This window comes from Gemmatimonadota bacterium, from assembly GCA_009838845.1.
In the GTDB taxonomy this organism is placed as follows: Bacteria; Latescibacterota; UBA2968; order UBA2968; family UBA2968; genus VXRD01.
On record VXRD01000124.1, the window covers coordinates 39,415 to 60,577 of the forward strand.

Sequence of the window (21,163 nt, forward strand, 5' to 3'; positions counted from 1 at the left end):
CTGTCAAGCGTTTGGCATTTGGAGGAGCATCGCGCTATGGAGATTGAAAAAGTCGTTATTCCGGTTGCCGGTTTGGGCACGAGTCTGTTGCCTGCGACCAAATCTCAACCCAAAGAGATGTTGCCCGTGGGGAGAAAACCCGTGGTTCAGTATGTGGTTGAAGAGGTGATTGAGCAGGGGTTAAAGAAGATACTCTTTGTGACGGGAAAGGATAAGCGCACGATAGAAGATCATTTTGACCGGGATCCGGAATTGCAGAATTATCTCTCGGAGAGCGATCACACACTCGATGAACTCGATTATGAAAGAGAAGGGGTCAAATTTTTCTATACGCGACAAATTATTCCTTCCGGTCACATTACGCCCGCGGGCATAGGCGATGCCATTAGCAGGGCTGAGGACTTTGTTGCCGGCGAGCCATTTGTGGTCGCGTTTGGCGATACGATTATCAAGTCGGGCAATCATGCGGGTCTCTTGCGGCGGATGATCAAATCGCACTGCGAAAATGGGTCCAGTTGTACTATTGCGGTTGTTGAAGTGCCCGGGGGCGAAGAGAACCAGTACGGTATTGTCGAGCCTGTGAACGGCGAGTCTGAAGACGATTTTGAAATCGCGCATATTGTGGAGAAGCCCGCTCCGGAAAATGCACCGAGCAATCTCGGCGTGGCCGCGCGTTATATTTTTAATCCCGAAATTTTTACTGCTCTCAAACGCACATCTCCCAGTTACAGAGGCAAGCTCGAGCTTACAGATGCGATTTCGACGCTTATTAAAATGGGACATACTGTTCGCTGTATCAAGTTGTATCCCGAAGAATTGCGCTATGATATTGGCGATTTTGAATCGTATTTCAAATCCTTTATCGATTTTTCCCTTTTCGATCAGCGCTATGGGTACCTTCTCCGCCAGTACCTGCAAAAGCGCCTGAGACAATTCTAATGACCCATGCGTTTTTTTCCACTGCCCCAGGGCGGTGTGGCATTATTGGAAATCCCACCGATATGTACGGCGGTAGCGTTATTTCGTGTTCGACGCGAGAACGCGCCGCGGTTCTGATTGCGCCGTCCGATGTGCTCAGTTTTGAAGTCTCCGGGCAACGCTTTGAAGTGCATTGCCCGGAGGATCTGTATCCGGATGGCGGTTATTTTGATGTGGCGAAGGCTATTGTTCATTTTCTGGATCTCGGTAGTGCGAAATTTTCTCTACGCTGGGCGTGCAATGTGCCTTTTGCCGCCGGGCTTTCCAGTTCGTCGGCTATGAGTGTGTCTATTCTCAACGCGATTTTTGCATTTCTGGGACGCGATGAGCATCCTTTTTTTTGCGCTGAGATGGCGCGGCATATTGAGTTGAACTATATGGCTTTATGCGGGTATCAAGATGCGTATATGTGCATGTTTGGCGGTCTGAATTATATGGATTTTAATGGCAAGCAGTTTTACCGCGCATTTGGCGATGAACCTTATGCGACTGTTGAACCGCTCCACGAATATGTCGGGGATTATCCCTTTGTGTTGGGGCATACGGGTGTCCAGCGTTCGTCGGGTACTGTTCATTTGCCGATTCGAGAGCGCTGGTTGGAGGGCGATCGAGAGGTCAGGCGTTGTTATTTGCGGATTGCCCATCTGGCGCGTATGGGCAAACGCGCGATTCTCGCCAAAGATTGGGCGCATCTGGGCGCGCTGATGGTTGAGAACCACGAGATTCAGCGCGATTTGGGAGGATCGGGTCCGGAAAATGAGCGGCTGATTCAGGCTGCATTGGATGGCGGCGCTCTGGGCGCAAAGCTCGCTGGCGCAGGGGGTGGCGGCACGATTATCGCGCTTGCGTGCGATACAAAGCCGGTTGTCGAGGCTATGGAACAGGCCGGTGCCAGTCGCATTATGTATCCCAAACCCTGTCCCGGCGCGACTGTTATTCCACTTGAAAACGCAGCGGACCGCGAGCAGGCGGAACGAGAATTGATTCAGCGTAGTGAGCAGGCGGATATTGCATAGTTATGTCTTCTAAAAACAACTTCCGCATCCTTTTTCTCGCGCGTCGCTATCCGCCCAGTGTGGGGGGTATTCAGACGCATTGTTATAATCTCTATCATCGTTTGATGGAGATGTGTTCGGTTAAACTGGTCGCACTGGGCAGAGATTCGCTTTTGCATCTGATCTGGTTCGTGCCTTATGCGTTTCTGATATCATTTTGTTGTGTTATTTTCAGGCGGGTTGATGCGATTTATTTTAGCGATGGCGTGATTTGTTCTATTGCGCCATTTCTGAGGTTGTTCACGCGCGTGCGTTTTGTGGTGACTATTTACGGTTTGGAGATGACGTTTTCCAATCCGATATTTAGCCGCATGATGCGCTTTGGTGTTTCGTTTTGTGACAGGGTGGCTGTTATCAGTCAAATTACCAGAGAACTTTCCATTCAGGCTGGTGTGCCCGCTGAAAAAATTGATATTATTTATCTCGGTATCGATCCGCCCAGTATTCCCAGGGCGCAGCGCGAGGCTCTCAAAGCGCGATTTGAAGCCGAACACGGTGTTCAATTTGGACGGGACAAAATTGTTCTGAATTTTGGCAGGCAAGTGCCCCGGAAAGGCGTGGCTAAATTTTTGGCATGCGGCGTGCCTTTGCTCGACCGAGATATCAAACTGATCGTGAGCGGTTCTGGGCCAGATGCCGAGCGCATTCGCGAGATTTGGGAAGAAAACGGTCTTCAAGATCGGGTGTTGTTGCTTTATCTGAGCGATGAAGAATTGGGATTTATTAGAGGCGCAGCCGATCTTTTTCTTATGCCCAATGTGCCCTATCCCAACGATGTGGAGGGGTTTGGCATTACCCATCTCGAATGTATGCACGATGGTACGCCCGTGGTTGCTTTTGCTGTGGATGCGCTTACGGAGAGTGTTAGCAAGGGGGGGTATCTCATCCCGTCCAATGATTATCAGGCGTTTGTCGATCAGATTCACGCTTTTTTTCAATTGCCCGCAACAGAGCGCGAGGAAATAGAACGCGAAGCCCGCGAGTATGTGCGTTCTGGGTTTACGTGGGATAAGACTGCTGTAGAATATTTCGATCTTTTTGTGCGTTGAAAGGAACTTTTTATGACTGGTGCTGATGTTCTTATCCAGAGTCTGAAAGCGCAGGGTGTTGATACGCTTACGGGTATGCCCGGCAATCAGAATATTCACCTTTACGACGCGGTGCTGCGCGCCGGTGGTATTCGCCACCTGCTCATCCGCCACGAACAGGGCGCGACTTTGATTGCGAATGGGTATGCGCGTGCTTCTGGGCGCGTTGGTGTCGCGCTTACTGTTCCGGGTCCCGGTTCGACAAATGCTTCTACGGGTCTGGTGGATGCCCATACGGATTGCGTTCCCGTGCTGTTGATTACCGGGGGTACAGAGGTGGCTTTTGACGGGCGGGATCGCGCCAAGTGTTTTCACGGTCTGGATCAAGCGTCTTTTTTTAAGTCGATTACGCACTTTTTTGCGCGTCCCAGGTCTGTTGCTGAAATTCCCGATGCGGTTGTCGGTGCGTTCAAGGCACTGCGCGCTCCGCGCCCCGGTCCTGCGGTTATTGAAATACCGACCGATGTCGCCGCAGAGGAGGGGATGGCGGATATTCCACCTGTAGTTGAGGGGGACCGCCTTTGTCCCGATAGTGTGGATATTGACCGCGTGGCTGAGGTGCTTCGCGCAGCAAAACGCCCGGCTATTCTGGCGGGTAGTGCGGTTATTCACGCCAATGCCACCGATGCGCTCCGTTCTCTCGCAGAGGATCTCAATATTCCCGTTGTTTATACCCGTCTTGGAAAGGGGGTTATGCCAGATGGCCATCCCCTGACTGTGGGGCATTGTTCGGCACAGGCGGGCAAGACGATTCTCGGCAGTGCCGATTTGCTTCTCGCGATAGGCTGTCGCTTTACGCAGATCGATACGCGGAGCTGGTCACTTCCTCTGCCGGAGCGCAAGGTTCAACTCGATCCCGATCCGCGAGAGCTTGGGCGCGAGTATCCGATTGAAGCGGGTGCTGCGGGCGATCTGGCGCTGTCGATTCCCCAGCTTGTCGAGGTGGTGGGTGATTATACGGCGGATTGGGGCGATTTTGTCGATCGCACGCGGGCCGAAGCCGGGGCCAACCGCGCGCCAGTGCCCATTATGGGGGTTACGCGCAAGTCGCTTCCAGATGATGCGATTATTGTGGTGGATGTTACGTCTATTGGGTATCGCGCGTTTGACGAGTATCCGATTACTGTGCCGCGCACGTTTCTCTATCCCAGTCATTCGGTTACGCTGGGTTTTGCGGTTCCCGCTGCTATTGGCGCGAAGCTCGCGTGTCCAGATCAGCAGGTTGTCGCGTTTTGTGGCGATGGCGGGTTTCAGATGACGGCGAGCGAGCTCGCTACTGCGGCCGAACACGGCGTTGAGACAGTTTCGGTTGTTTCCAATGATGGCAGTCTTTCGGCGATTCGCGGTGCGCAGGCGCAGGCTTTTAATGGTCGGGTGATCGATACGGATATGAAGACGCCTCGTCTTGCAGATCTGGCGCGGTCTCTGGGTGCACGGGGGATCCGCGTGGATGATCCCGACCGTTTTGAAGCGGTTTTTGCCGATACTCTGGGGCTGGAAGGTCCTACTGTGATTGAGGTGATGATGGAGGAACAACGCGATTATCTCATCAGCCGCGTGCCGTGGCTTTACCCGGAATAGGTCAGGATGATCAGGATAGATAAGATAAGACCCTATATTGATCGTATAATCCATTGGATAAGGCCCCATCTTTTCCGTATGGCGATCTATTGTGTGATTTGCGCGGTGGGGTATTTGGGCATTGCTGCTGCGGTGATTTACGCGTACAAGGATGGTTTGCCGTCTTTTGATAAGTTAGAGGATGTGGATCCCGCGCAGACGACTAATATTTTTTCTCGAGATGGGGTCGAGTTGAAGAAGTTCTGGGTGCAGAGGCGCGATCCCATTGCGTTTGAGCAGTTGCCGCGTGCTGTGATTGATGCTCTGATTGTTACGGAAGATCAGCGTTTTTGGGGGCACTGGGGTGTGAGTGTTCCCGATATTATCCGCGTGGTGTTCCGCAATGTTTATACATCGGGTACTTTGAAAGGGCACGGTGCGAGTACGCTGACACAACAATTGGCGCGCAATATTTTTTTGACGCTGGATCCAACATGGACGCGCAAAATTCAGGAGCAGTTGACTGCCGTGCTCTTGGAGCGCACCTATACCAAGCGCGAAATTATTACGATGTATTTTAATCAGATGTATTTTGGCAATAGTGCGTACGGTATTCAGACGGCTGCGCGTCGTTTTTTCGGGAAGGATGTCGAGCGTTTGACGCTGGATGAGGGGGCGTTGTTGGTCGGGCTTTTGAAGGGACCAACGCCCTATTCTCCGATTTACCATCCCGAGCGCTCGCTGGATAGGCGCAATAATGTGGTGTTGTACAATATGCGGGGGTCGGGTAAGATTACGGCGGCAGCATACGATTCGATTGCGCAGCGTCCGATTGTTTTGAAGGAGGTCCGAGAGGAGACGGGAGAGGCGCCCTATTTTACAGAGGATATCCGCAAGTATTTGGAATATACCTATGGGCTGAGTGTGCTTTACGATGGCGCGACTGTTACTACGACGCTGGATAGCAGGTTGCAGGAGATTGCAGAAGATGTGGTGTCGCAAAACTTGATGGAGCGGATAAAAGATCGCGTGGCTGCCAATTGGAAGCGCAATCCCCCGGGTGCGGCTTTTTTTGCGAAGATTAAGACGCATCAGGATACGCTGGCGAATCTGGTGTTGCAGGGGGCGCTGGTCGCGCTGGATCCGCATACGGGACATGTTTTGGCGATGGTGGGTGGGCGCGATTTTGAAGAGAGTAAGTTCAATCGTGCAACGCAGGCGTTGCGTCAGCCCGGGTCTTCTTTTAAGCCTTTTATTTATACGGCTGCGGTTGATAAGGGCCATACGCCTACGTGGCGGTTGCCCGATACGGCTGTGTCGATTAAGATGTTCGACGGGACGTATTGGCAGCCGGAGAATTACGACCGAAAATTTTTGGGGTGGATGACGATGCGCGAGGGGCTTGCGGGTTCTCGCAATGTGGTGACGACTCAGGTGTTGGAAAAGGTGGGGCCGCAGACGGTGGTGGATTACGCGATGAGGATGGGTATTGACTCGCAGGTTCAACCGGTTTTGTCTTTGGGGATGGGTACGAGTGAGGTCAAGTTGCTGGAATTGGTGTCGGCTTATGGCACGCTGGCGAATAAGGGTATTCGGGTGACGCCGGTGTCGATTTTGAAGATTGAGGATAAGAATGGGAATGTGCTCGAGGAGAATGTGCAGGGGCGCGAACAGGTGGTGTTGAGTGAAGAGTCTGCGGCTGTGACTGTGAATCTGATGCGGTCGGTTCTGGATATGCGGGCGGGTGAAAATTACGCGGTTTTGACAGGTACGGGACGGATTGCGCGCACGGCTTTTGGTTTTCGCCGTCCAGCAGCGGGGAAGACGGGTACGACGCAGGAGTATGCCGATGCGTGGTTTATCGGGTTTACGCCGCAGATTGTGTGTGGGGTTTGGGTGGGGTTCGATTCCAAGGTGTCGATGGGTAGCCGAATGTCGGGTGCGGCTGTGGCGTTGCCGATTTGGGCGGAGTTTATGAGGCGCGCGCACACGATGCTCCAGTTGCCGGTTGAAGATTTTGTATTGCCAGAAGATATTCCAAAGGTGGAGGTTTGTGGGGAGACATACCAGGTGGCGTCTATTTATTGTTCCAGGCGCTATACGGAGGTGTTTAAGCCGGGTACAGAACCTAGGCGTCCGTGTCCTGTGCATACTTCGAATCCGCAGTCTTTGCCCTCGCCCAGTCAACCGAAAAAGCCGAGGACTAAGCGGGAATATCAGTTTTGATTGCTGTGGGATGATCCAAAAACGGGTCATCCCATATTTTTTGGGAATGTAAATATGTCTTCTGTCCATACTCTTGGCGTGCCGATCCGCAGTGTCAATTGGGTGCGTATTTTTCCGGTGCTGGATGCAGAGGGTCGCGATTATCTGGTGGCTGTGATGGGCCAGCAGGCAGATGGTTTCATGGTGGTGAAGGTAGATCCGGTTACGGGGGATACGGATCAGGTGACGGCGACGCTGCCTTCGGCGCATTATCCGACGGCGACGTTGCTGAGTCGCAGTGGCGTGATTTATATCGGGGCGGCGTACGCGGGGTATTTGTTTTGCTATGATCCAATGGCGGGGCGTTTGGATAATTTGGGGGCGATTAATTTGCCGGATGATACGTTTCCCTGCCGTATTGATGAGGATGCCCAGGGGGTGCTGTGGATCGGGTGTTACGGTTCGGCGGGGCTGACGAGTTACGATCCGAGGACGGGTGTGTTTGTGCGGTATGGACGGATGGATGAGACGGATATGTATTGTTATCCGATGTGTGCGCCCGATGGGACAATTGCCTGCGATATTAAGATGACGCGGCCCCATGTGGTGGTGTTGGATCCGAAGACGGGTGTTCGGGAGGTGGTGGGACCGGTTGTGGCAAAGGAGGATGGTGGGGCGTCGGCGTTGGTGCGGGCGTCCGATGGGGTGCTTTATATCGCGTCGTCTGAGGGCAATTTTCGTCTGGAAGGGTTTGAGGTGGTTCGGGTGGCGGCGCTTCCCGAGCCTGAACCGCTGCCGACGATGTCCGATGGCGCGGTTGTTGATTTTGCCGATCGGGATACGCAGATGTACCGCGTGGTTGGGATTACGCATCCCAGGACGGGGACGACGAGGCAATTGCCCATTGCATACAAGTCGGCGGGGAGTGAGTTGTTTTTGATGCATCGCGGGCCAGACGACAATATTTACGGGTCGAGTATTTTGCCGTTGCATTTGTTTCGGTATGTGCCTTCTTCGGGCGATATGACGGATCTGGGGGTTTGCTCCACGGCGACTGGTGAAGCATATTCGATGGGGAATTTGGACGGGAAGCTCTATATTTGTTCTTATCCCGGTGCGAGGCTGTCGGTGTATGATCCTTCGCGTCCGTATGAATTTGGGGTGGTGGCTGATAGCAATCCGCGCGATTTGGGGCGTGTGGATGAGGTGTCCTATCGCCCCCGTGCGATGATGACGGGTCCGATGGGGCGGGTGTGGATCGCTTCTGTTCCGGATTACGGTTTGTGGGGCGGTCCGTTGTCGTGGTTCGATCCGGGTACGGAGCAGTTTGGGTCTTACCGCGATATTGCCGGGGAGGCGAGTTGCTGGTCGCTGGCATGGCTGGTTCGCCAGGATTTGCTCGTGGTGGGGACGACGATTAACGGGGGGTCCGGTACCCGTCCGCGGGTTTCACAGGCGGTGTTGTTTTTGTGGGATTATGAGCGGGAAGAAAAGGCGTGGGAGGGGACGCTCGATAGGCATATTTCGGCGATTAATGCGCTTGTTGTCGGCGAGGATGGGTTGCTTTACGGTACGGCTCTGGGCGATGAGGGTCCTGTTCTGTTTGCGTTTGATCCTGTTTCGCGAGCTTTTCACTATGCGATTCCCTTAGATGGCCGTCCTCTGGATCTGGGGCTTCAGAATGGGCCAGATGGGAAGCTATACGGTTTTACGACGGGGTCTTTTTATGCGTTCGATCCCGCCCACCGCGCTATTACGCCTCTGTACGAGGAAGAAGACGCTTTTCAGGTCCCCGGTCCTGTGATGGGGAATAATGTGTATTTCGCCAGGAAGCACGAGATGAAGCGGTTGGTGATTTGAAAGGCTATGCCTGCGCCGTGTGCGTGTCGGTCCAGGCAACGTCATTGCGGCATGTTTTAAGCCGCAATCCAGAAGGTTTTTAGCCGCTGCGTGCAGTTGTACACCACTTTTTCTGCTCTCTACAGGTAATACAGCAGGCACATTGAGATCAAAATAATGTGCCTGCTTTTATTTCAGGTGTTCATTTTCGGACACCACTGTATCAAAATCGGACACTTATTGAACTGTGCCCATGGCACTAATTTTTATAACTCCTTGTAAAACATAGAGAAGAGGGTTTTGGCACAGAAATTGCTTCCTCTTGGGATGGAAAACTTTCCACCCCATTATTTACCAGGTGTGTCTAATGGGTTAATAGTTTTTAATTCGTTCTGCTTGTAACGGGGGAGGGCTATTGTGTTTAGAAATTACCTGATTATCGCGCTGAGAAATCTCAAGCGGCAAAAGACCTTTAGCGCGATTAATATTTTGGGGCTTGCCATTGGTCTGGCTACGTGCATTTTGATCGTGCTCTATATTCAGGATGAGTTGAGTTTTGACAGTTGGCATGCAAAAGGAGATCGGATTTATCGCGTGATGCGGGAGACTAAGGCTGGGGGACAATCGAATTATTTGCCCGATACGTCGGGCGCACTGGCAGAGGCACTTGAGCGGGACTTTCCCGAGGTGGAGAAAGCCGTGCGCGTATGGATTGATTTCATAGACGTAAGCCTGGGAGAAAAAGAATTTCCACTGAGTATCTGTATTGCCGATCCCGAGATATTTGCAATTTTCGATTTTCCATTTGTGCGTGGCAATCTCGAAACTGCATTTCTCAATCCCAATGCTATTGCTATAACAGAATCAGCAGCAAAGCGGTTATTTGGAGACGAAGACCCGATTGGCAAGACCATCACCTCTGAAAGCAAGCATCACGGAGGTGAGCGCACCATCACTGCTATAATAAAAGATGTGCCCCGCAACTCTACACTCAGCCGCTACGGTGAAACCGATTATATCGATTATATCGGAACAGGCAGTTTCTCGTCCGAAGGCGCGAAATATCTCTGGGAAGATTGGATACCAACCGATGGTTGGCGTCCGGTCAATACGTATGTTTTGCTGCGGGAAGGGGCGGATCCAAAGGCGCTGTCCGCGAAGCTTTCCGAATTTATGGATCGCTATATGGGTGCAGAGATCGCGCGCACAAATGCATATCATCTCCAGCCTCTCAATCGCATTTATCTCTATTCGAGGCAGGACTACAACCTGGATTGGTACGGCGATATTGACCGCGTTTATCAATTTGGGGCTATTGCAGTTCTGGTGCTTGCGATTGGATGTATTAATTTCACAAATTTGACGACGGCGCAATCGGCTCGCAGGGCGCACGAGGTGGGTTTGCGAAAGGTATCGGGTGCGTATCGTTCACAACTGATGGGGCAGTTTTTGGGCGAGTCTGTTCTCACGGCAATGGTCGCGCTTGTGCTCGCGCTTAGTGCCGTCGAACTTGTGCTTCCCGAGTTTAATGCCTTTTTCTATAAGCAGATTGAGTTGAATTTGTCGAGTGATCCTTTGCTCGCCATTTCTTTGATTGGTATTGCCGTATTTGTCGGGCTGTTGGCTGGTGTTTATCCCGCATTTTTTCTTTCGGCGTATGAACCCACAGAGACGTTAAAGGGGGCTTTTCGCGCGGGTTCTCGGGGGCAGTGGATTCGGAGGGGATTGGTGGTGGCGCAGTTTGCTATTTCAATTATTTTGCTCGCGAGTACGGGGGTGATCTATCAGCAACTCGACTATATCAAAAATAAGCATTTGGGTCTTAATATGGAGCAGATGGTACTCATGCCCATATTTGTTCTCGATCAGGAGACAAAATTGGACCCGGGGAAAAAGCTCGCCGCCCGTTATGCCACGGTAAAGCAGGCATTCCTCGCCCATCCGAATGCGCTCGAAGCAACGGCGTATCGCTGGCGGGTTGGTTGGAGTGGGGGGATTATCCGGACCATTCGGGCAGAGGGACACGAGGGCACGGACTGGCGCATGCCTCTCTTGGAGGTCGATGAAGATTATCTCGATGTGTTTCAAATCGAACTGGTAGAAGGGCGCAAATTTGATCCGATTGCATTTCCCACAGATACGTCAAAAGCCTTTATCATCAATGAAACAGCGGTTGCGCGGCTCGGTTGGGACGATCCTGTTGGCAAATCTTTTGAGTGGGTTGATCGAGAGAGGAATCGGAAGGGGACGGTGGTTGGCGTAGTGAAAGATTTTCACTACGGTCCGTTGCAAGAAGAAATTGGTCCTGTTGCACTAACGCTTCGGCACCAGCAATTTTACAGTTTGGGCGTGCGCGTTAAAGCCGGAGGCATGGAAGAGACGCTCACTTTTTTTGAAAAGACGTGGAAGCGTTTCGCGCCTGCAGATCAGCCTTTTGACTATTTGATGTGGGATCAGCAGTTTGAATATATGTACTCTGCAGAACAACGGGCGCAGGCGCTGACGTTGCTTTCCTCAGGGATGGCAATTTTGCTCGCGTGTATGGGGCTTTTTGGCCTTGCGGCATTTACGGTTGAGCAGCGTGTGAAAGAGATTGGAGTGCGCAAGGTGTTGGGTGCGAGCGTGTCCAATATTGTGATGTTGATTTCCAGGACATTTGCCATTATGGTTTTGATTGCGAATCTGTTTGCATGGCCGGTTGCGTATTTTGCGATGCGAAGTTGGCTGGATGGTTTTGCTTATCGCACGGATCTTTCGTGGTGGATATTTGTTTTGAGTGGCGCGGTTGCCCTGGCGATTGCGTTGTTTACTGTGAGTTTCCACGCTCTTCGCGCGGCGCTGTCCAATCCGGTGGAAGCCTTGCGGCATGAATAGATTAGGATAGTGAAAATAAAAAGCCCGGTGGATAATTGGATCCATCGGGCTTTGTTGTGTGGAACTGTCTGTCAACTTGCGGAATTTCAATCCTTTGTGTATATTGATTGGTGAACATTTGAGCAGTTTGAGCAATACAAATTATTGTTGACCGCAGCCCTTTAGCGTCTTATATACACAAATGTTACATAAAGAGACATACGCAACGCTTTGAAACACTGCGAGACATCAATATGCCCATTCAGATTGACAATGTAACCTATTATTCAGCAACCGAAGTGATAGGTGACTTGAATGTGTCGCGCCAAACGCTCTGGCGGTGGCGAAATGAGGGCAAAGTTCCTGCCGGGCATCGGTATCGCAATAGGAGCGTTCTCTTTACCTCTGATGAGGTCGAAGAGATTCGTCAATTTGCCAATAGAATTGAACCTATTGATCAATCCGATGCAAATCAGTTGAAACTTTTTATCCATAAACGTCCTGATTTGTCTAAGGTCTGAAATCTATAAATGGTCTTAGATCGAAAAATTACAGGGGTTTAGAGAAAGTTTCAATTTCAGGTATGAATTTTGCTTTTAATGAGAGTTGATCATGCGAGAAGTGTATTTAGACAATAATGCGACGACGCGACCTTTCCCCGAGGTGCGCGAGGCAATGATGGGTGTATTGGGTGAGGATTTTGGCAATCCGTCAAGCGCACATTCGGCTGGCGACCGAGTGCGTGAAGCAATGGTCTCAGCACGTGAAGCTGTTGCACAGTTGGTCGGGGCTGAGCCGGATCAGATTGTGTTTATGGGGAGTGGGACTGAGGCGAATAATACGGTGTTTAATTCTGTTGTTCAACGCGCCCCAACCGGAAAACGGGTTCGCATTGTGACGACGACTGTAGAACACTCGTCAATTGTGAAGATGTGTGACTATCTCGGCGCAAGAGGCGTTGAAGTGGTATCTGTTCCGGTGGATCGTTGCGGGCAGTTGGTTTGGGAAGCATTGGATGAGGCTATTACGCCAGACACTGACCTGGTTTCCGTGCAGTGGGTGAATAATGAAACAGGCGCGATTTTGCCTGTTGAGGAGATTGCTCGGCTTTGTCAATCCCGAGGGGTGTTATTTCACATCGATGCGGCGCAGGCTGTTGGCAAATTGCCCATTTCTGTAACAGAATCGCCCGTTGATTTTTTGACTTTTACTGCACACAAATTCCACGGACCACAGGGGATCGGAGCACTTTATGTGAGGTCGCCCAAAGGATTATTATCATTGCTTTGGGGCGGATCGCAAGAAGGCGGGTTGCGACCAGGGACAGAGAATGTGCCAGGCATTATTGGCATGGGAACCGCGGCTCAGGTGCGATTGGAGCGATTGAAGGATGTACAGGGGCTTATGGCTTCGCTTCGGGATAATTTTGAGCAGTCTGTCATTGATCGTGTGCCTGATGTGGAGATCAACGGTAATCCCAATATGCGGGTTTGCAATACGACAAATTTGCTGTTTCGTAATGTAGATGGTCAGGCACTCGTGGCGCGGTTGGATCAAGAAGGAGTGCGATGTTCACAGAGTTCGGCATGTACCAATCAGCGACCCGAGCCTTCGTATGTGTTGCGAGCTATGGGTCTGTCTGAGGCTGAGGCTTATGCGAGTATCCGGTTTAGCTTTTCAGAGTTCAATACAATTGAAGATGTCGATGAGACGGTTGCATATCTGGCGCGATTGTGTGAACAATTGCGGAGGTTCAGTCAGCGGCGATTGTCGCGTTTAGCGGAGGTGGGTTGATGAAGTTTAGCGGACACGAAACTTTTGCAATTCGAGAAGGGTGGCTTCACAAAGGACTCAAGTTACTCATTGAGGAACCCGAGTTGCTATATGATGAATATGTTGCGGATTGGCTCGGCGTTGGAAAAAATATGTCCCGTTCTATTCGTCATTGGCTGGCGGTAACGGGACTGGCGGAGCGCGTGACAGGCAGTGGGCGTCAGACCAGATTGAAAGAAACGGAGCTTGGCAGGCTTATTTATGAGCGAGATTGCTATTTTAATGAAGTGGGAACATGGTGGGCTTTGCATCTGAATCTGGTTGCCCCTAAGACACAGGTATATACATGGCAATGGTTTTTCAACCATTTTAACTTGCACCGATTTGATCGGTCAGTGTGCCTGGAGAGTTTACGCCGACATGTGCTTATGTCAGGGGTCCGTTCGCCCAGGACATCGACTTTGGAACGCGATCTCGCATGTATGTTGACCAGCTATGGGCGCGTGATTCCCGTTGAGCACGACGATCCAGAAGAGGCTCGGGAATGTCCATTTGTCGAATTGGGGTTGCTGAACCATTTTCGGATGTCGGGATATTATCAATTACATCAAGGAGCGAAGGATGTGCCTCCCCATTTGTTCGGTTATGCCCTGGCTCAGGCTTTTCCAGACTTGACCGAAGGCGAGGGGACCGTAGATATTCCGCTACTTCAGGCTGCGCGACAACCCGGGGGCCCCGGTCGGGCATTTGTTTTGACAGGTGAATCGCTGTTTGACTTGACCTCACAAGTCGAAGCCAATCTGGGTTCGCGGGAGATTCAAATTGCTGGCCTGGCTGGTAGTCGTATGATTCGTGTGAGTAAGAAAAAGTCTCTCGATTGGTTGCAAAACTATTACGCAGATTTGGAACGAGGAGATCGTCGTGCCGCATAATGAACAGACTGCCGAAGCGTTTTTGCGCTCTATCAATATCCAATACGATGCCAATTATCCCGAGCGGGTGTCTCACTACCGTCCAACGGGGAAGAGTGTGTCACTGCTCAAGGCCCTGGCGGGACAGACGCCTGATCGCGCCTTTTTTGTGGTCGCACCCTATGGAACGGGAAAGTCAATTACAGCGACCTATTTGTTGCATTTGGTTGAAAATCGCTCCGATGCCGATGAAACACTATCTGCCGCTGAAGACAAGTTAAAGGTAGTTAGTCCAGATTTGGGTAAGTTTTCCAAAGAACGTCGCAAAGCGAAAGACAAAGGGCTTGTGCTTGCATTGCAGGGCTATTGTCGGGATTTAAGTGCGAGCCTGAAAGATGCCGCGCTCAAGGGGATGTGGCGTATCAAGCTCGGTCGTCAAGCGCGTGCGATTGACGCCATGCCGTGTGAGACGATTGATCAGGCAATAGAATTGCTCGTCGAAGTTCGGGATAAGGCGCGTGCATCAGGCTGTGATCGGATTGTTATTTTGTGGGATGAGTTTGGGCGCCATATTGAGTCTTTGATTTCCGAGGGACGTTCCGCTGCTTTGAGTGAAATTCAGTCGTTGGCCGAGTTTGTAAGTCGGTCTAAGGCTATTCCCGTAACACTCGGATTGTTATTGCATCAAGAGTTGTTGCAATATGCAGGTAGTATGCCGCAGGCGGTGCGAACCGAATGGCGAAAAATTGAAGGGCGGTTTCAGACAATTCAGTATATTGACGATAGTAAGGAGATTTATCGCCTGATTGCTGAAGCCGTGTCTGCCCGATCGCAATTCGATAAGATCGACAAAAAAGCGATTGAGAGGGCTGTGAATCAGTGTCGTAAGTTGGATATTTTTTCTGATTTTGCTAGGAAGGAATTGGCAGATTTATTTGTGCTCTCTTGTCCGCTTGAGCCAGTTGCGTTGTATTTGTTGCCTCGTCTCTCAGCACGTGTGGCGCAAAATGAACGCACGTTATTTAGTTTTCTCTATCATGTAGATTTTACGACCTTTGTGAAACCCGATGCGCTTTACGACTTCTTCTCTCCAGATATGCGTGCAGATTCTGCTGTTGGGGGGACGTATCGGCAGTGGTTGGAGACGCAGAGTGCGTTGACAAAGGTCGGTCACGATGAAGATGCGGTCATTGCATTAAAAATTGCGTGTTTGTTAGGGTTGGGTACGAGTGGAGAGCGGTCACGTGCGGGTCGTGAACTTTTGGAATTTGCTCTAAAAGGGTATATTGAATCAAAGCGTGAAACCGCAACAATTGATCGTTTGATTGAGCACAAGCTGCTGCTCCACCGCAAGCACAGTGATGAAGTGGCTGTGTGGCATGGCACGGATATGGATTTGCGAGGGCGATTGGAAGAAGAGAAGAATCGATATCGCGATACCTTTCAGTTATGGGATTTTTTGACAGAAGAAGTGCGCCCTCCAGCTTGGCGGCCTGTGCGTTATAATGACGAGTTTCGCATTCGGCGGTATTTTGTCGGTGAATTTCAAAACCAGAGTACCTTGCGTGGGTTTTTGAGTCCAGAATTTCAAACAAGTTATGTTGAAGATACGAGTGATGGCAAAATTGTTTATGTAACGGCTGAGACACATAGCGAGTTGGATTTCGCCGAGGATACTGCACGCAATCATTCGGATCACGACCGCGTGATACTGGCAATTCCACGAGAACCCCTGCCGCTATTTGAAGCCGCGCTTGAAGTGTGGTGTTTGTCACAAATGCAGTTTGATGCTGACCTCGTCGATTCCGATCCTCTCGTAGTGCCCGAGTTACATCAGATGGCCGATGATGCGCGGGGGCTTATGCAGCGTTTGATTGACCGGCTCGTGCATCCTGCGCCCAATGGCCCACGATGGTTTTATCGCGGGGCAGAGCTTGATGTGCAGAGTCCGAGCGCGTTGCGCAGTGCTTTATCTGAGATCGCAAAGCAAGTCTATCCTCTGACGCCAAAGATCAATAATGAACTCATCGTGCGTAACAAGCCCTCTGCCACTATTGTGAACGCCCGCAAGAAACTGTTGCTCGGTGTGCTGGAGAGGTCAGGGCAGGAGATGCTGGGTATAGAAGGCAATTATCCGGATGCGTCTATGTTCCGCACGGTGCTGTTGCACACTGGATTGTATAGAGACGACGACGATGGACGCTGGCGTTATGCGATGCCTAAGGAGGTAGAGGACGAAGGGCTAAGAGGTGTTTGGGATGAGGTTCGCTCATTTTTGACAATACCGGCAAAAGAGCCGAAGGATATTCAGGGATTTTTCAATACGCTTATGGCACCGCCTTATGGGGTTCGCGCTGGATTGTTGCCAATTCTATTTGGGACGGGCTTAAAGGCATTTCCGAGTGCATTATCTCTGGCGTACGAGGGCGAATATGTGGCTGATGTATTGCCATCTGTTATCGAGCAGCTATGCCGTGAGCCAGACCGCTATCAATTGATTGTTTTGGATATAGATGCACCCAAACGCGACTATTTGCTCGGGTTTTACCAGTGCTTTGCTGGCGAACAAACAGAAGATGTCCCGGATGGCGATCTCATACGTCGGTGTTACGATGCGCTGGAAGCATGGAAGGCGCAATTGCCCCCAGCGGCATTGACAACAAAGCAAGTATCTGAACGAGCACGTCGTTTTCAGGTAGCGATTCAACGATCATCTGACCCCGTGCAGTTGTTGTTCAAACAAATTCCCGGTGCACTGTTGGGCTATTCATTGGATGATTGCGATGCGTTTTTGGATGCCTTGGAAACGCATAAGCAAGAGTTGGATGATGTGGTGGGTATTTTCCGTAAACACGCTGCAACTTCATTGCGCCGTGCGATTTCTGTTGGGGTACGAGATCGAGAAGATAATATCCGCGAGTGCGCGATGCGTTGGGCAGAGTGTTTTCCGCGAGATTTTGTGATGCAGTTGACAGATGGTGTTGCAAAGGGATTGCTGTCTCGAATGCGGATGCCTTATGAGACTGATGCTTTGTTTTTAGATTCGTTGGCGAGTTTGTTATCGGGTAAAACCACATCGCGGTGGGATGATAGCACGATTGCGAATTTTGATCGTGAAGTTCAAAATGTGGTGCGACGTATAGAGGAAGCCGCTCTGTCCGCAGATGCGAATATGAAAGACAATGGGGAAGCCGTTCAAGGTCTTGCCAATCTCGTAAGTGGGAGGATTGGTGAATTGATCGGTCGTCTAAAAGATTTGGTGGGGGAAGAGCAGGCTCACGCTTTAATTGCAGAGCAACTAACAGGGGAGGCTGAAAATGGCAACGCTCAAGGAAGCACTGGCAAGCTTGCAGGATAATCCCGAGATGCGCCACATTGTTAGTGTATCGGGCGGGAAAGATTCTGCTGCATTGGCGATTTATATGCGTCAGTATTATCCAGAGATTCGTGCGGAGTATGTATTTTGTGATACCGGATGCGAGTTGGATGAGACATATCAATACCTGGAGCGTTTGGAAGCCTTATTAGGTGTGAAGATCGTGCATTTGAACGCACTCGACGGCTTAAAGGTGGAGAAGAAACCCGGTCGCAATCCGTTTGATATGTATTTGAATGAAATATACGGTGGCTATTTGCCCAGTCCGAGGTCGCGGTGGTGTACGCGCGTGCTGAAAATTGAGCCTTTTGAGGATTATGTTGGTGATAGCCAGGCGTATAGTTATATTGGTATCCGCGATGATGAAGACCGGGATGGGTACATCGCAAAAAAGCCACCCTCAATTTCTCAACAACCCAATATCATTCCCGTTTATCCATTTAAGGACGATGGACTTGGTCTGTCTGATATTAAACAGATTCTGGAGGAGTCTGGGTTAGGACTGCCTGAGTATTACAAGTGGCGGTCACGGTCAGGGTGCTACTTTTGCTTTTATCAGCAGATTGGGGAATGGCAGAGGTTGAAAGAAGAACACCCAGATCTATTCGAGAAAGCAAAGGAATATGAACAGGTGAAGGATGGAAAGAAATTTACCTGGGTGGATGGGAAAACCTTAGACGACATTGCAAATCAGCCGCTCAAACCTTTGCCCGTGATTGATGAGACGGAGGGTTGTGCGATTTGTCATTTGTGATATTTCTATGGTGCAAAGACCATTTATACACGTGGAGATATATAACCTATGTCGAAAGAGGCTGTCCCTTCGTTAAAAGTCGGCACAGGATGGATAGAAATTGAAATCATTTCCGAGCCCGATGTAGTCTTATCATTTAGGGGTTACGCACCTATTCTGCGAGTTCGGAAGTCTAGGACAGGCGTTGAATATCTACTTTACATCTCAGCGAAGTCATTAGCGGAACCTCTTGAAGAGCTTAGAAAAAACAATGTTGGTATCTTTAAGGGTATCCGATTACGAATTCGTAAAGAGAGTATGGAAAGGATGTCGAAATATGAAATTGAGGTAGTAAATGATTAAGTTGAACCTACGACGAACCTGGTATGAAATTTCTGAGTATCTCAATAGTAATGATCCTAATCCACTGAGGATAGCTGAACTGGTCAACCGCGTTCCACCATGCTGCTGGACCTTTGAATTCACCTTTGAAGGTACTAAACGAACCAATGTGTGGATCGACTGCGATTCCACGATTGCTGATGATGACGCTCGACTATTGATCAATGGTTCATTAGAGGAAGTTTTTTTTACTGATACCCTCTATTTGCGCCAAGCAGGAAGATATCTCGCTGAAGATACCTCCAAACTCCTCCAGGAGCCACCATCTTCAAATCTAATTACACTTAGGAATTTAGACAGGAACGCGGACTATCTCCTGGCCCTAAAGGGCTTCTGGCAGTCCAATTCTACACCACCAGAGATACAGCAGAATCCGGATATTCGTTCGTATTTTTTAGAAAATACTTGGCTGGGATCACCGGATTTCGCAGATTCCGATTATTATATTCGCTGGATAGTATTCGGGACAGAGGAGTTGATCCGCCCGGAGAACCGGTATGAAACTAAATTGGGATTCGCAGATAATTTCACTACTCAAGCAAATTTGTACAATACAAACGGAGATCATATAGGTCAGGCTAGTTTTCAGACCTCTCCATCTCTTGAGGATGATGAGATATATAATACGTTCGGTCCACTTGTCCCGAAACCGAAGAACTGGCTGAATAGGAGCCGTGGGGATCCTCGTTGGATTATCGAGATTGGTAGTCAAACACTTAAGCAGGCCGTCGTCCAAGGAAAGCCCACAACCAAGCACATTAACGAGTTAGTTGAGTCTGTTGAGAAGGCTAAGGTTTCAGTTATTGATTCAGACTGTTTCCAAAATTACAAGCAAGATATACGACGAAAACAACTAATCATAGCAGCAAATAGGCTGAAAGAAAGGCAAAAACGGGCACAGACAGGAAATAAAGTCATCTTTAAAGACAGACCAGTGATGCTCGTTCCTTCAAATGAGAATGAAGTTCTTGTTTTGCTATGCAAACTAGAAGCCCTTCATGCACTCCCCTTTCATGAGTTCTTCTTGTGGGAATACACATCTCGTGCAGGAATAGATGCAATAGCCTCATACCAAATAAAAGAGACTGACGTTCAATATATGTTTAAAGCCATCGAAGTAGAGTATCATTTTGAGAACTTCTTCGATCATGGACATCCTCATAACCAAGTGGACCTTGTGATCTGTTGGGATTTTCGCGATGGCGAGGTACCTTTAGAATTACGTCAACACAGTGAATACCTATTCGAGTATCGAAACCATGAATCTTTTTTTATACTCGTACTATCTCATATACCAAACCTTCAAGTCGAGAGGAGTTAAATAATGAGCAATGAGATTACCGGAGTTGGCGAGATTACCGAAGTTATTGAGAAAACTCAAGGGGAACGAAAATATCTATTTGGCACAATAGGCTCTGACAAAATTAAGAATGTGACCTTTGTTCCAGTTATTGAGCGTAGTACTAGAACGTATCTAAATGAGATAACAGAAGAAGGCTATCAACGGCCTGGCTCATTATCTCGAATGAGGGCCTTTGCCAATTTCCTCAAAGACAACCCTAACAGCGTAGTTCCGCCGGTACTTCTTTCTGGGCGCGGAAACTGGAAATGGCAGCCTGGAGAACAGGAACAAGATTTGGGGCGGCTTATAATTCAAGACAAGGCTGCGGTCATTGACGGTCAGCATCGCCTAGGCGGTTTTGTATTTCTGTATGAAGACTCCGAGGTTGTACGTGACATATCTTTTATTCTTCTTCCTGATCTCACTGTTAAGGAGGAAATACAAGAGTTTGTCGTCGTCAATAATTCCCAAAAGGGAGTGCCCAAACCTCTGACAGCGTATCTGGAAGACGAGGAGAAAGCGCAGGTTGGATGGGCACTCAATCAAGACTCCGACAGCCCGTTTAAAGGAAGGATCACACGGGTATCTCTACAGCGGAATCATCTCTTCGCGCTCCATAGCGTGGCGAAGCAGGTTGTGCGTCTGTTCTCAATTGGGAGCATTCAAGACTTAGATGTTGATCAAAAGATCGAATTCATGTCCCGGTTTTGGACAATAATTGCTGATCAACTCCCAGATGAATGGTCGGATATTGAAAAGCTTGACGATCGTGAGACAAGAGGACGGAGAGACTTCGAGTATAAGCTCTTGGAACTCACAGGACTCATCGCCTGGGCTCACACTGGCGCACATATTTTTTCACGTAGTTATAGCGAGGCAACAGGTATGAATTGGGATAACGTGAGCCGTCTAGTGGAGGCTACGTCAGGAATTGACTGGCGCAAGACTGGAGAATACGAAGGTAGGACTGGGGAGGCTGCGGGAAGGGTTATGGCAGATGAGATGATTCGTATGTTGCCGGCTGAAGCCTGATGATAAGTAGTATTTA

General features: G+C 49.9%; 14 protein-coding genes. All 14 read left to right on the forward strand.

From position 1 onward, the window contains the following. The first annotated feature begins 36 nt into the window (after positions 1-36). The 14 genes from F4Y39_16910 to F4Y39_16975 all read left to right on the forward strand — a co-directional run bounded on the left by F4Y39_16910 (position 37) and on the right by F4Y39_16975 (position 21,147). Positions 37-939, forward strand: a complete 903-nt coding sequence (locus F4Y39_16910; GenBank protein ID MYC15403.1) for a UTP--glucose-1-phosphate uridylyltransferase — start codon at positions 37-39, stop codon at positions 937-939. Continuing rightward, complete coding sequence (locus F4Y39_16915; protein ID MYC15404.1) at positions 939-1,994, forward strand: hypothetical protein; 1,056 nt, start codon at positions 939-941, stop codon at positions 1,992-1,994. Before F4Y39_16910 ends, F4Y39_16915 begins: the two co-directional genes overlap by 1 nt. A gap of 2 nt (positions 1,995-1,996) precedes the next feature. Then, positions 1,997-3,082 carry a glycosyltransferase family 4 protein gene (locus tag F4Y39_16920; GenBank protein ID MYC15405.1) on the forward strand — a complete coding sequence of 362 codons (1,086 nt, stop codon included), beginning with the start codon at positions 1,997-1,999 and terminating at the stop codon, positions 3,080-3,082. Positions 3,083-3,094: 12 nt separating this feature from the next. Then, a complete protein-coding gene (locus tag F4Y39_16925) occupies positions 3,095-4,702 on the forward strand; it encodes a thiamine pyrophosphate-binding protein (GenBank protein MYC15406.1) in 1,608 nt (535 codons plus the stop codon). Between the two features lie 6 nt (positions 4,703-4,708). Next, positions 4,709-6,907, forward strand: coding sequence for a PBP1A family penicillin-binding protein (locus F4Y39_16930; protein MYC15407.1), 2,199 nt, complete (start codon positions 4,709-4,711; stop codon positions 6,905-6,907). A 54-nt stretch (positions 6,908-6,961) separates the two neighbouring features. After that, positions 6,962-8,746, forward strand: coding sequence for a hypothetical protein (locus F4Y39_16935; protein MYC15408.1), 1,785 nt, complete (start codon positions 6,962-6,964; stop codon positions 8,744-8,746). A 396-nt stretch (positions 8,747-9,142) separates the two neighbouring features. Then, positions 9,143-11,599, forward strand: coding sequence for an FtsX-like permease family protein (locus tag F4Y39_16940; GenBank protein ID MYC15409.1), 2,457 nt, complete (start codon positions 9,143-9,145; stop codon positions 11,597-11,599). Between the two features lie 233 nt (positions 11,600-11,832). After that, entirely contained in the window at positions 11,833-12,099 is a 267-nt protein-coding gene (locus tag F4Y39_16945) for a helix-turn-helix domain-containing protein (protein MYC15410.1), read from the forward strand. Between the two features lie 91 nt (positions 12,100-12,190). Continuing rightward, positions 12,191-13,372 carry a cysteine desulfurase gene (locus tag F4Y39_16950; GenBank protein MYC15411.1) on the forward strand — a complete coding sequence of 394 codons (1,182 nt, stop codon included), beginning with the start codon at positions 12,191-12,193 and terminating at the stop codon, positions 13,370-13,372. After that, positions 13,372-14,283, forward strand: coding sequence for a DUF4007 family protein (locus F4Y39_16955; GenBank protein ID MYC15412.1), 912 nt, complete (start codon positions 13,372-13,374; stop codon positions 14,281-14,283). Before F4Y39_16950 ends, F4Y39_16955 begins: the two co-directional genes overlap by 1 nt. Then, positions 14,273-17,620 carry a hypothetical protein gene (locus tag F4Y39_16960; protein MYC15413.1) on the forward strand — a complete coding sequence of 1,116 codons (3,348 nt, stop codon included), beginning with the start codon at positions 14,273-14,275 and terminating at the stop codon, positions 17,618-17,620. Before F4Y39_16955 ends, F4Y39_16960 begins: the two co-directional genes overlap by 11 nt. Further along, positions 17,580-18,392: a phosphoadenosine phosphosulfate reductase family protein gene (locus F4Y39_16965; GenBank protein ID MYC15414.1), complete on the forward strand. Its 813-nt coding sequence runs from the start codon at positions 17,580-17,582 to the stop codon at positions 18,390-18,392. Before F4Y39_16960 ends, F4Y39_16965 begins: the two co-directional genes overlap by 41 nt. Before the next feature lie 334 nt (positions 18,393-18,726). Next, positions 18,727-20,094 carry a hypothetical protein gene (locus F4Y39_16970; GenBank protein ID MYC15415.1) on the forward strand — a complete coding sequence of 456 codons (1,368 nt, stop codon included), beginning with the start codon at positions 18,727-18,729 and terminating at the stop codon, positions 20,092-20,094. Positions 20,095-20,097: 3 nt separating this feature from the next. Beyond that, positions 20,098-21,147, forward strand: a complete 1,050-nt coding sequence (locus tag F4Y39_16975; protein MYC15416.1) for a DGQHR domain-containing protein — start codon at positions 20,098-20,100, stop codon at positions 21,145-21,147. The last annotated feature ends 16 nt before the right edge of the window (positions 21,148-21,163 follow it).